Consider the following 13,118-nt stretch of genomic DNA (forward strand, 5'->3'; position numbering starts at 1 on the left):
CTTTGCCCTATTTTCGAACTTCACTTATCAATCATTAATGTGAAGTGCTTTCAGGAAATTCAGACTTTAATATTCAACTTAATCGAGATTTTCAAACAAAATTTTCCCAACTCAAACTTATCCATCATCACAATTAATCATGATAAGATTTAACTAGTCAATCAATAGTGATTTGGACTTTAGTTCTACTTTTTCAATTAAGATGAATAGTTTGTAGGAGGTGGATGGTTAGCATGGGGAAACTCAGTTTTTTACTCGCTGAAGATTATATTAAACCGAAAATCTACTTTAAGTCGAAATCTTCTAAACCGTCTGCGGTTGTAGACCATTCATATTCGAAAGATGACTTAAATCATTTCGAAGGATTAGAAAATTTGACACAATTATTATCTTCTACTAAAGGCTTTATTGTAAACGCATTTCAAATCGATTACTATCAACGTCTTCCGAAATTAATTTCAAAAACGCTAAAAGCAAGTCGTTCTTTTAAAAGACTTTACATTTTAGGTCCAGAACTATCGTTGTCAATTTTGAAAAGAAGTAGCAAAACTTCTTATGAAACACAACTTCATGATTATGAGTTCATCAACGTCGAACAGGATTCAGATTTGTTATCTAAACAATGTGAAACGCTTTTGAGCGAAGGACATATTTTGTATATTCTTCCGGAAGCGTCTGTATGTTGGCGACCTAATTCATTAGAGCAACTACACAAAGTTTGCACCCCACTTTGTAGTACTTTATTAAGTCAAACTGTGAACGTTCCGATTGTAGCGACTTTAATGATAAACGATTCTGATAAAGTGACTATTTTCGAACCAAGTTTACCTGAAACCTATTCAGGAAACTTGTTCGATTCTGTTAAAGAACAGTCTGAAGATATCTATCAGCTTTTAAAATCCTCAGATCCCATGTAAATCACCTTATCGAGATTGGCATTAATTTTTTCCCATATAAATCATTATACAACGGAGGAATTAAACATGAAAAAGTTAGCTGGATTTTTCTTTATTACAACTGCAGTGCTTTTACTCGGAAGTTCATTTAAACCTTTTGCAGAAGAAAGACCACGTATTGTAAAAATCGAAGAACCGATTACTATAAATGCCGAAGAAAGACCACGCATTGTACAAATCGACGTACCAGCAACCTTTAGTAATGAAAGTATGCCTCGCATCGTTTAATCTGATTTACTCCAGACGCCTTGTGCGTCTTTTTTTATTTTAAGAAAAAAGGTAAATGAATTATATATTCCCCTCCATTTTTTCCTTTTTACTTATATAATAAACAGGGACAACCTAGATGCACTCTCATACGCCGCCCTTGTCACCAGTTTAATGAGTAAAGGAGTTTGAACATTGAATGAAACAAAACCGTCATGGAGTTTAAAGCTGTTACTTAGTTCTTCACTTGCAATATCCGGGGCAGCGATTGTCCCGTTCCAATTGGATTCATCTGGTATTCAATCGACTGTAGCCGAAGCCGCCTCGACCTATACCACTACCGCCAACTTAAATCTTCGCCTCAGCGCAGCCACTTGGAGCCCTGTCCTGTTGACCATTCCATCTGGCTCAAGCGTCACGTATATTAGTACATACGGTTCGTGGTACAAGGTCAGTTATGGAGGCAAAACAGGCTATGTCGCTTCCCAATATGTTTCGGTCTCAAACACTTCTGCTTACTATAAGACAACAGACCGATTAAATATGCGCCTCACCGCTGCTTCATGGAGTGATGTGGTCACCGTGATCCCTGCCGACGCGACCGTGAAGTATGTCAGTCGTTATGGGTCATGGTACAAAGTGACGTTCAATGGAAAGACGGGCTATGTCGCTTCTGCTTATCTAACACCTACGAGTGCCCCAGTCCCACCTTCGGACTACTATAAGACGACTGCCAACCTGAACCTGCGTCTCAGCGCCGCTTCATGGAGCGATGTCTTGACCGTCATTCCAGCTGGATCAGTCGTCAAATATGTCAGCCGTTATGACTCGTGGTATAAAGTCACATACAACGGCAAAACTGGGTATGTAGCATCCGAGTACTTGAAACCTACGACTGTTACGACACCAACGGATACAAACGGAACCGGTAAAACGGTCGTCATCGACGCAGGACATGGTGGAAACGACCCTGGCGCTGTCTATGGCTCTGTTTATGAGAAAGTGATCGCGCTTGATATCGCGAAACGTCTAGCTGGCATCTTATCGAGCACCTATGACTACAACGTTAAATTGACTCGTTCGAACGATACATACCTCTCCCTTGAACAGCGTGTGTCACTCAACAAGTCTTATAAAGGGGATGTGTTCGTCAGTCTTCATGCGAACTCTTCCGTTTATAACACGGCACATGGACACGAGGTACTCGTCCCGACGTCAGAAAGTTATACGACAAACCCTTACGTTTCCGCCAGCCGTAGTCTCGGCTCAAGTATCAATAAAGAAATTGCTTCACGGATTTCTACGATTCAAAACCGTGGGGTCAAATATCAGAACGTTTACGTGGTTGGACGAAACGTCTCGCCTTCTACCCTTGTCGAATACGGATTCATCAGTAATTCAAGCGACCGTTCTTACTTGACGAATACGACATATCGCCAACGAATGGCTGAAGCAACAGCATCCGGCATTCATCAATTCATGCGATCTTATTACTAAAAAAAGGAACTTAGCACTCAGCTAAGTTCCTTTTTTGATATGGACTCGCCAAATCATATGGGATGCACCAGGTCCCCAATAATGTTCGAGGATATGAGACGGCTCACCCAATCGTTTCTGCCAATAGGCTTGTGCGCTCGGGAATCCGGCATCTAAATAAAAGACCTTCTTCCCTCGAACCAAAATTTCACGCATCATCTCTTCTAACAAGAATTGTCCGACACCTCGCCGCTGCATTCGTGGTGACACATAGACACTCCCTAGCTCAATCGCGCCGCGCTCGATTTCCATATTCCCTGAGATGATGTCATTCGGAGGCAATAACGCCCCTGCTCCGACAAGGATTCCGTCTTCTTCTACAACGTACAGATCAACGGTGTCATCATCGAAATGATCTTGAATCGTCGTGTTCAGACGGGCCACTTCTTCATCGAGCAAATCGGCATCTTCAAACCGCTCTCGTCGAATCAAGTCACTCAAACTCTCCATAAATAAGCGCTGCAAGGATTTCACGTCTGATTGTTCGAGTGCGCGAAAATTCAAGACGGCCACTCCCTTTTCTTTTTGTTTTACTCTTTACCCTCACGAATTCGTTGCGTAACACTCGGGTACGAGGGAATCATTTCTTCGAGCGGCTCATAATTCAATTTACCGTACGTTTTCCAAATGACTAAAATCGCGGCGGTCCATAATGTGATTGTCAAATGAATAAATCCGATTGGATAACCACTTTCCGCCTCGAACCCGACCATCACGAGCATCACGTTGAACATCGTATGCATGAGAAAGGCCGACCATAAATTGCGCGACGAACCGTTGTATACCCAAGTCATGAGGATCGTATATGCCATCACGGCTAAGCCATACGCCCAAAATGACAAATTCGCCTGTCCTGTTCCAGCCATGAAGAAGAGAGGAATATGCCACATCACCCAAAGGACCCCGAGTGAAAGGCTAGCTAGAAGTGGAGAGAGTCTTGTTTGTAAGGCGTCCAGCAAATACCCGCGCCATCCATACTCTTCCTGCAACGTCCCTCCGAGAACTAGCATATAGAAGAAGTATGGGACAATCCACCACGGTTCGCGAACGAGTAGGGCACCGCTTCGATCCGTCCACCAATACGCCACGAGAAATAAGAACGGCACTAACAAAAAAGGAACCGCATACGCCTTCCAACTCATCTGGAACTGAATGCTTTTCCGAAGAAGATGTGTCGCTCCTTCCCCGCCCCGAAGTCGATACATCGTGAGAAACCCTGCAATGCTTGGACCAAACGCCCCTAAAATAACGATGACCATGATTGGCAAATCGGTCCACCAGTACAAGCTTCCCCATATGAACCATGAATAGCCGAATGAGACCAATAAGAAAAAGTTGATGTATTTGTTTTTATACATAATCAGCACCCCTTCAGCAATGTAGTACCCGTTATTTGATTGGAAGAATAGCATTTGAATCTTTTTGTATGTAATTATAATTGTTCGGCATATAATGAAGTGATGAATGGATTAAATAACCCTATGAGGTATCGACACTATGGAACAGATTAGCACGCATACAACGAGTCACAATGGATTTTTGATGATACTCGCTTTCCTCATTGCCAGCGTTTCTGCCTTGATGGCACTCGAATTAGCGAAGCGGGTCACAGGAGGTATGACAACGTCTCATCGTATTTGGATTTTGTTTGGTGGTACCACGCTAGGTCTCGGGATTTGGTCCATGCATTTTGTGGCCATGCTCGGTCATGCGTCCTTACATGAGAGTACCTATTCGATTTGGCTCATTATCGGATCAATGATTCCGGCGATTGCCGGGTGCATCCTGTCATTCGGTTTGATTTCTCGCAAGACGACATGGATGTCCTTACTGCAATCTTCCGGTTTGATGGGCTTTGGAATCGTTAGCATGCATTACATTGGGTTGGCAGCCATCCAGAGTGTTCAATTGGACTTTGATCTCTCATGGGTATTGGTATCCATCGGCATCGCATGGGGCGCTTCCTTCCTCGCTTTATGGGTTGGTTTCTTTTCGTCCTACGCTACGGCACGGACATCCTTGCCCGTGAAACTGATGTTCTCCCTTTTAATGGGAACAGCCATCTTCAGTATGCATCTTACCGGAATGCAGGCAACAACCATTATTCCGGATACTTCACCCGTGAGCCGAGTCCCGATTGACCCGACCTTACTCGCATGGCTCGTCACAAGCATCGTGTTTCTTCTATTCGGGATGTACTTGATCGCCTATACGCTAGACCGCCAAATTCAAAAACGGGATCTCTTCCAAACGACGATTTTAGAATCGACAACGGATGCCGTAGTGACGACGACAAGTGATGGTGAAATCCAATATCAAAATCAAGCGTTCGCTCACTTATTCGAGGGATGTGCGACAGAACCTTTTTTTCAGGATTATCATCCTTTGCTGTCGGCTCAACAGCCGTTCTATCAGCCGGTACAAATTGACACGAATCATCGAACGTTAGAAGTGACGTCTTACCCACTTCAAGATGGTTCGAACAATCAAGTACTCTGGTTTATCCGAGATGTCACCGAAGCAGTCGCCTCTCAGCGTCTGATTGAACATATGGCTTTTCACGATGCATTGACGGATTTACCAAATCGTCATAAACTGGATGCCCTCTTGAAGGAATGTATCTCACAAGAACGTTCGGTCGCCTGTTTATATATCGACGTAAACCGCTGGCGTTTCCTAAGTGACATTCTCGGGCATCACGGAGCAGATGAGTTGATCATTCAAGTCGCTGACCGCCTCAAACATACGATTCACCCAGACGATGTGTTGACACGAATCGGACCATCCGAGTTTGTCATCTTACTCTTTGCGCAAAGAAGTTCTCTCGCTCATCAAAAGGCTGAAAAATGTATTAAGGCGATTTCATCCAGCTTCGACGTGGATGGCACGACACTTGAATTGACGATGAGTGCGGGAATCAGTCATTTCCCTAAGGACAGTGCTTCTTCCGAAGAACTTATTCAGTTTTCTCGTCTTGCCGCTGATGAATCCAGACAGGATGGAGAGAATAACATCAAATTATTCGAAGAATCATCACGCCCTCAACTCTTGCGCAATATGGAGATAGAAAAAGCACTCGTCACCGCACTAAGTAAAAACGAACTGACACTTGTCTATCAACCGAAAATCGATTTGAAACGGAATCGATTAGAAGGCGTGGAAGCGTTACTTCGCTGGCAACATCCACAAATCGGAAAGGTTGCGCCATCTGACTTCATCCCGATTGCAGAAAACACGGGGTTAATTCATTCGATTGGTCATTGGGTCATTCGGGAAGGCTGTCGCACTTGGGTACGTTGGCAACGAACTGGGATACGTCCCTTTACATTATCCCTTAACGTCTCCCCGCTCCAATTTGCGCGCGAAGACTTTGTTGATACGCTACAATCTATTCTTTTGGAGACGGGGATGGACCCGATGTATCTCGAATTGGAAGTGACCGAGTCCTCGATGCTTTCATATGAGGCCTCAACCCGTGAAAAATTGACGCAGTTGCATCAGCTCGGGATCCTCATTTCTCTCGATGATTTTGGGACTGGCTATTCTTCGTTCAGCCAACTTCGGGAACTTCCCGTACAAGTGCTGAAAATCGATCGAACGTTTATCGAAAACCTGTTCACCGACCGCAATCAAGAGGCCATCGTCCGATCGATGATTCAACTCGGTCACAACCTGGGCATGAAAGTTCTCATGGAGGGTGTGGAAACATCCGCTCAACTCGAATGGTTACTCAAGGAATCATGTGACTACGTACAAGGCTACTACTTCAGTCTTCCATTGTCTGAGACAGACGTTCCGCTTCATGTCAAAGAGACGACCACCTATCTCGAGTTCGGAAAACACTAAAACAGCCCTGTCGCTTAAACCACAGGGCTGTTTTATTCAAATTTGATTTTCAAAGCGCAAGTTTACCGGTTCTTCCGGTAATTCGCTTATCGTTTTTAGATTGGTCACACTGAACCGTTTGTCTACTTCCATAAACGTCAACTGGTCTAGCCAAGCCTGACCACCGCCTGTGAGTAAGATTCCGAATGAAATCACATCACTCTGTTCTGGAACATCAAGCACAATCGAATAGCGGTTCCAATTCGTCGTACCTTGAATCGGACGATTGCTCATATTATCGAATTGTAAAACGTCTCCATGAGCATCATCAATTCGCATCCATAATCCGGCGAAACGATTGACTCCTTCCGTTTTGACAAACCCGGACAAACGGACACGTTTCCCGAGCCAACGTGTTGCTTTAAATTGCTGCATCATCGTGCCGAAGTTCTCATTCGTCACGTCTGGTAGTGCTCGGATATAACCCGATGCTTGTCCTTCATATACTTCTTTCCGATCAACCCCTATTTCATATAGTTGTGGATCAACCCCACTTAGCATCCATCCAATCGTCTGCTTTGACATCTCAATTTCCTCCTCAGTGAGTTGACGCATCTGAGTCCGATATCGTCCAGGCGGTAACCCATATTGTTTTTTAAATGCGCGTGTAAAAGCTTCTTGGGATTCGAACCGATACAAAAATGCCAAATCTAGTAATCGGTCATCCGTCTTAATTAGTTGAACGGCTGCATGAGTCAAGCGACGACAACGGATATATGCCGTCATCGACATTCCAACGTGTGATTTGAAAATCCGATGGAAATGAAACGATGAAAAGCCATTTTCCTGACATAGTGCTTCCGTACAGAGCGGCTCGAGCAAGTGTGTTTCAATCTTGTGAATCGTGCTCTGCAGTACCTCTTCATACATCCTGTCTCCCCCTTACTAGTTCTACCTTATCAAATCCCTTTTTCCTTGTTTTGATATAATTTGCGGTATTCAAAAAACCTCCTGAGTTACCAGGAGGTTGCTTCTTAAGACACGCGTTCTTTTTCTTCTTCCCGAATCAAATGATATTGATCGAGAATCAACTGGGTCAACGTGTCCCCTTCATGAAGATGAAGGTATTTTTCAATCGTTGACGAGATGCCGTGTTCTTCGATCGACAAGTTCAGCTCCGACGATTCCGAATCCTCCGGGTTGTAGTAATGAAGGGCTGCTGCAATCCCGTAAGCGAGTTCGTTTGGCTCGATGCCGTTATCCATCAATTCACGTGCCGGCTTGACGAGACGGTCGCTCGGTCCAAGTTTACGAATCGGTGAACGGGCCACACGCGACACTTCATCCTTCAATTTCGGATTTTCAAAGCGTTTGATGATTTTTTGAATGTATTGGCTATGCTCTTTCGCCTCGAATCCGTATTTCTCAAGCAATAACCAACCTGTCTCATATAATGCTCCTTGGACGACTTGACGCACGCGACGATCCTTCAGCGCCTCGTCAATCGTCGCCTTCCCGAACAACGAGCCGATATAAGAGGCGATGGCGTGTCCCGTATTGACCGTGAATAATTTCCGTTCGATATACGGTCCGATCTCCTCGACCCACGTCACGCCTTGAATCGGTGGTTGTTCGTTGAGCCCTTGTGTCTCGATGACCCATTCATGGAACGTCTCGACTTCCACGTAAAGTGGATCCTCATGTTGTTGTAGCGGGACGATGCGGTCGACAGCCGCGTTCGGGAAGAAGACATTCGCCTCCCCGACACCGCCACACGCCTCTACTTCTTGACGAAGAATTGCACTCCCACCAATCATGTTCTCACATGCGATGACATAGACCGGTGCATCCTCGACTTCACGAGCACGAAGTCCTTCGCTGATCAACGGTGCCACTTTTGAGAGGAGTGACGGTCCGACAGCCGTCGTCACGAGATCTGCTTCTGCAATCAAGTCCACGACCCGAGCTGGTTCTTTCAAACTGTTGACACCGCGAACTCGGTCGACGACGACACGATCGACGCCATCTTCCGCAAACCCGACCTCATAATGACGTTTTACCTCAAGCGCTTCGATGACCGTGTCATTGATGTCGACAAACGTCACCTCGTAACCGCTTTGGTTGAGCAATAATCCGATAAAGCCTCGTCCGATGTTCCCTGCCCCAAAGTGAACAGCTTTCATTTACGCCACCTCTTCCATAAAGAGCGCCAAGATTTCTTCCTTCGTTTTCGCCTGAACAAGACGCTCCACATTGCTTTCGTCTGAGCATAGAATCGCGATTTGCGATAGGAGCTCTAAATGTTCATCATTCACGCCTGCAATTCCGATGACGAGTTTGGCCGTTTGACCCCCAAAGTCGACCCCGTCTGGTACTTGCAGGAACGAGATCCCCGTCTTCTGAACCGCTGATTTCGCTGCTTCTGTACCGTGTGGAATGGCGACGTGATTTCCGATATAGACGTTTGCGATCGCTTGACGTTCATGCATCGCTTCTACATACTCCGGCGTCACACAGCCGGCGTCTTGTAGGACGGCTCCGGCTGCTGTGATCGCTTCCTCTGTCGTAGCGAATGTTTGGTTAAGTCGAATCATCTCTGTTTGAATGAATGGCATTTTAATTTCCTCCTAATGGCTAAACCGTGTCTCTATCTGTTCTGAGTTCAAGAAATTTTGCTGCGTTCCGCTTTAATTTCTTCTACCAATTGGTCATAGTAATCGGCGTTCAAGAAGTTCGTGACCGAACGATGAATCGCATTCGGTGCTTGCGCTTCCGCACGTTCCGTCAAATCTTCGTGTGTGATGACGAACTGAGCATCTTTCGGCAAGTTGCTGATGGACGTGTTCGTCACTTTGATCGGCAAATTCGCTTTGTTGACCTTGTTCCGGAGAACTGATGCTCCCATGGCACTCGATCCCATTCCAGCGTCACAAGCGAAGATGATGTGGTCGACTTTATCAAGACGATCTGTCACGAGAGCCGATGCGTAAGACTGTTTGCCTTTCATCGCACTCACGTTTTGTGTCGCTTCTTCGAGTGATACTTCCTCTGCTGCGCTCGATTTCAAGATGACACTCGCCACAGCGAACGTGACCGCTGCTGACAAGAGAATCCCTGCCACGAGTCCGAGATATGAACCGCGTGACGCCATCGCAAGAATGGCAAAGATACTACCTGGTGAAGCAGGTGCGACGAGACCGACATCAAAGAGTACGAACGTGAAGATCCCTGTTGCGCCCCCTGCGATCATCGCAAGGATCAAGACCGGCTTCATCAATACGTACGGGAAGTAAATCTCGTGAATCCCACCAAGGAAGTGAATGATGGCTGCACCCGGTGCCGTACGTTTCGCTGCACCTTTGGCGAAGAACATATAGGCGAGAAGTAATCCAAGACCTGGTCCTGGGTTTGCTTCAAGTAAGAAGAGAACGGACTTTCCAGCGTCTGCGACTTGATCGACACCAAGCGGACTCAAGATCCCGTGGTTGATGGCGTTGTTCAAGAAGAGAACTTTTGCCGGTTCGATGAACAGACTCGCAATCGGAAGCAATTTCGCGCCGACGATCCAGTCAACACCTGCCGCCATGACTTTATCGAGGGCACTCATGATCGGACCAAAGATTTCAAATCCTCCAAGCATGAGAAGTCCACCGATGATTCCCACTGAGAAGTTGTTGACGAGCATTTCAAATCCTGCTTTAACTTTGCCTTCAAGGGCACGGTCGACTTGGCGGATGACATAACCACCGAGTGGACCCATGATCATCGCACCGAGGAACATCGGAATATCTGTTCCGACGATGACCCCCATCGTGGCGAGTGCCCCGACGACACCGCCTCGTACGTCATGAAGTAATTTACCACCAGTGAAACCGATGAGTAATGGTAAGAGATATGTGATGGTTGGACCAACGAGTTCTGCTAAGTTTTCGTTTGGCCACCATCCTGTCGGAATGAAGAGTGCTGTGATAATCCCCCAGGCAATGAAGGCACCGATGTTCGGCATGACCATCCCACTGAGGAAACTACCGAATCGTTGAACTTTGACTCGGACCCCGCCCGAGCTCGCTTGCGTATTCGCCATGTATAAAACCTCCAGTCGTTTAAATGTGAAAGGTTGAATGTGTAGTGTAGCTAACCGGTTTGTGCTCTACACCCATATTGTATGCTCGGAGTAAGCGCTTTCTCAATTCAATCCAGTTCACACTTTGGCAACATTTTGTGCCAAACAAAAAAATGACCATGGTTCGGTCATTTTTCGTACAATGTCTCATGAATCATTTTTTTCATACATTCGTGCAAAAGTAAACGAAGGTCTTCTTTCGTTCCCGTGCTATAAAGACGCATGTGCTCCTCACTCTCAATGAGCGACCCGCTGATTGCACTTAAGAATTGAAGTTCGACGTCACGTGCTTCTTCCGGCGCAAGCAAGACAAGAAGACGTGTCACGGGTTCGGTCGACTGATCCATCATGAGGAGCGGGATCGATGTCGTTAAATCAAACGCAAACACACTCGCCTTCTCAATCGAGGCATGTCGTCCGTGGAATAACGCCAGTTTCGTACCAGGTACCCCAAGGCCCGCGACCTCGTGACGACGAAGCAGTTGGGCAGAGAGCTGAATCCCGCTTTGTACGAGGTCACGTTCTTCTAAATGTGTACCGATATCAAGCAAGATATCTTCTAAACGGTCCGTATTATGGAGCGTGACCAAATCGAACTGGTCATCCATCCGCTCGAACGTCTCGACCAATTCCCCGAGTTCTGTGAAATCAAGCATCGTTGACCGCGGCTTCGTCGCGAGTGTTTGAAAGGATTGCGGTAATGACAGTAAGAGATGACGGACGCGCTGCACTTCTTCACTCGTCAAAAGCGGGTTGACGATTAGTGTCGGCACCGAAAGGGGTGGCAGCGGTACGGTCGACAAGATGACATCATATTCTTCTAGTCGGTGCTGTTCGAGTCCAAAAAGTGATGAGTTGACGACGTCTTGCATCTCCGGAAACTCTTGACGTACTCGATTAACGAGCATCTTCGACGAACCAAGCCCGGCCGAACAGACGACGAGCGCCCGATATTCACGACGGCGCACCGGTTTGACGAGTACTGCTGCGAAGTGCATCGCCCAAAAGACCGTCTCTTCTTCGGAGAACGTATTCGTCCCAAAGACGATGTCGGCGGCCTGTTGAATCGCCGAACGAAGTCCCGGATAGTCGCGGTCGATATGAGGTTTTACCGTACTCGTCTCCGGCAAAGCCTGCGTGTTCATACTCGAGAGGATGTGCGCGAGCAGTCCCCGTTCGAGAGCCGTGTCATCCGTAAAGGTGAACCCGTAGATAAGCGAGACGTGATGAATCAGTTTATGCACGCGAATCTGCATGATCCAGCGTTCTTCTTCATCTTCTTTCATTTGATCTTTAATCGAGCGCAGACGATTCGCCTCTTCCGCGAACCAGACACGTTCCGCCATCGAGTAGGTGATACCGAGAGCCGCTTCCATATCGGTGGCGACTTTCAAATAGTCCTCGGACCGTCCTTTCGTATACATCTCTAAAAAGAATCCAGACGCTAACCGCTCTTGTTGCACGCCGTAAGCGAACGTGACTCGCATGATGGTGCGGTCATCCATCCGCTCAAACGCGCGGGACTTCAAATAATCATAACCGTCTCGAAGACCTTCAAGCATCTCCTCGCATGGTACCGTCTTCAAAAAAGCAGGAATGTAGTCGTCTTCTCCGCGGACGAAGCGATAAAATGCGAGCGTGTCCCAGTGGGCAAGCAGAGCGTTGATGAGTAGCTTACGCTTCTCGGACTCATAACCGAGCACCCTAGCCCCAACACCTTTTTTCCGTTCAACTTCTAAATGGTACTCTTCGAACCATCTGTCCAATTTCTCTAAGTCTTGCGTCAACGTGCTCGGCGAAACGTGCATCTGTTTGGCGACCGCCTGCAATTTGAGTGTATCGTTCTCGAACAAGAGACGCCACGCCAGCTCAAATAAGCGGTCCTCGCTCGTCGGGATCGCTTCTGCGGATAAGATGAGGTCTTCTCGTAACTGTTGCTTCGCAGATGGTTTGCCGACCAGACTCAGTCCATGCCCTCGTTGCCAAGCGAGTTCGAGTTCGAACTCTTTTAAGATGCCTTCAAGTAATTGTCGTTCTCGTTGAATCGTACGCTCAGACAAATTCACCGCCTGCGCGATTTCGGCGAGCGGTGTCGATGTCTCAGTTGCCAATAAGTGTAGTAAAATCGACCGTTCTCTCGCGGTCCACTCATGTCTCATGCTCATCCATCCATTCTTCGACAAGTAGTCGGTATTCCTCGAGCGACAGGAGTTGTCGGACTGACCGGACACGTGCGGTCGGATGGGTGACCACGGTCGCCCCTTCCTGATAGAGAATCAAATCCACCTCATTCGGGATATTTTGAATCGTTCCGTGCGTAATCGTACAAGACAAGCGCCCCTCGCTTGCCTGCGCGAATAACTTCGCCGCCATCGCACTTGTCACAAACCCGCTATGGCAAGCAATGTATACGTTCATGTCAGCCCTTCTTTCGTCGCTTATCTTTATCTAATCATAAGTTGGAACCGCTT

Annotated in this window: 12 protein-coding genes; 4 read left to right on the forward strand and 8 right to left on the reverse strand. The window is 46.9% G+C overall.

All coding sequences use genetic code 11. The features are described 5' to 3' along the window. Window positions 1–233: 233 nt before the first annotated feature. The 3 genes from KD909_RS12570 to KD909_RS12580 all read left to right on the forward strand — a co-directional run bounded on the left by KD909_RS12570 (window position 234) and on the right by KD909_RS12580 (window position 2,660). On the forward strand, window positions 234–917 hold the full coding sequence (locus KD909_RS12570; protein WP_211781753.1) for a hypothetical protein: 684 nt from the start codon (window positions 234–236) through the stop codon (window positions 915–917). 66 nt (window positions 918–983) lie between these two features. Next, window positions 984–1,184: a hypothetical protein gene (locus KD909_RS12575; RefSeq protein WP_196431513.1), complete on the forward strand. Its 201-nt coding sequence runs from the start codon at window positions 984–986 to the stop codon at window positions 1,182–1,184. A gap of 174 nt (window positions 1,185–1,358) precedes the next feature. Continuing rightward, on the forward strand, window positions 1,359–2,660 hold the full coding sequence (locus KD909_RS12580) for an N-acetylmuramoyl-L-alanine amidase family protein (protein WP_211781754.1): 1,302 nt from the start codon (window positions 1,359–1,361) through the stop codon (window positions 2,658–2,660). 21 nt (window positions 2,661–2,681) lie between these two features. On the opposite strand, the gene KD909_RS12585 is transcribed toward KD909_RS12580, so the two are convergent. Both KD909_RS12585 and KD909_RS12590 read right to left on the reverse strand, forming a co-directional pair. Continuing rightward, the gene (locus KD909_RS12585; RefSeq protein ID WP_211781755.1) at window positions 2,682–3,203 is read right to left on the reverse strand and encodes a GNAT family N-acetyltransferase; all 522 of its coding nucleotides are present in this window, start codon (window positions 3,201–3,203) and stop codon (window positions 2,682–2,684) included. A gap of 26 nt (window positions 3,204–3,229) precedes the next feature. Continuing rightward, window positions 3,230–4,057: a CPBP family intramembrane glutamic endopeptidase gene (locus KD909_RS12590; RefSeq protein WP_249199036.1), complete on the reverse strand. Its 828-nt coding sequence runs from the start codon at window positions 4,055–4,057 to the stop codon at window positions 3,230–3,232. A 139-nt stretch (window positions 4,058–4,196) separates the two neighbouring features. On the opposite strand from KD909_RS12590, the gene KD909_RS12595 reads away from it, so the two are divergent. Then, complete coding sequence (locus KD909_RS12595; RefSeq protein ID WP_211781758.1) at window positions 4,197–6,545, forward strand: bifunctional diguanylate cyclase/phosphodiesterase; 2,349 nt, start codon at window positions 4,197–4,199, stop codon at window positions 6,543–6,545. 36 nt (window positions 6,546–6,581) lie between these two features. Here KD909_RS12595 and KD909_RS12600 read toward each other — a convergent pair whose 3' ends face one another. The 6 genes from KD909_RS12600 to KD909_RS12625 form a co-directional block, all read right to left on the reverse strand. After that, window positions 6,582–7,454, reverse strand: coding sequence for a helix-turn-helix domain-containing protein (locus KD909_RS12600; RefSeq protein ID WP_211781759.1), 873 nt, complete (start codon window positions 7,452–7,454; stop codon window positions 6,582–6,584). 104 nt (window positions 7,455–7,558) lie between these two features. Further along, complete coding sequence (locus KD909_RS12605; protein ID WP_211781760.1) at window positions 7,559–8,707, reverse strand: mannitol-1-phosphate 5-dehydrogenase; 1,149 nt, start codon at window positions 8,705–8,707, stop codon at window positions 7,559–7,561. Then, complete coding sequence (locus KD909_RS12610) at window positions 8,708–9,139, reverse strand: PTS mannitol transporter subunit IIA (protein WP_026824364.1); 432 nt, start codon at window positions 9,137–9,139, stop codon at window positions 8,708–8,710. It lies immediately after the preceding gene. Window positions 9,140–9,186: 47 nt separating this feature from the next. Beyond that, window positions 9,187–10,608, reverse strand: coding sequence for a PTS mannitol transporter subunit IIBC (locus KD909_RS12615; protein WP_211781761.1), 1,422 nt, complete (start codon window positions 10,606–10,608; stop codon window positions 9,187–9,189). A gap of 167 nt (window positions 10,609–10,775) precedes the next feature. Beyond that, complete coding sequence (locus KD909_RS12620) at window positions 10,776–12,806, reverse strand: BglG family transcription antiterminator (RefSeq protein ID WP_211781762.1); 2,031 nt, start codon at window positions 12,804–12,806, stop codon at window positions 10,776–10,778. Beyond that, complete coding sequence (locus KD909_RS12625; protein ID WP_211781763.1) at window positions 12,796–13,065, reverse strand: PTS sugar transporter subunit IIB; 270 nt, start codon at window positions 13,063–13,065, stop codon at window positions 12,796–12,798. The genes KD909_RS12620 and KD909_RS12625 overlap by 11 nt, the downstream gene beginning before the upstream one ends. Window positions 13,066–13,118 lie beyond the last annotated feature (53 nt).

Origin of the sequence: Exiguobacterium sp. PFWT01 (assembly GCF_018255795.1) — a bacterium.
Classification (GTDB): Bacteria; Bacillota; Bacilli; order Exiguobacteriales; family Exiguobacteriaceae; genus Exiguobacterium.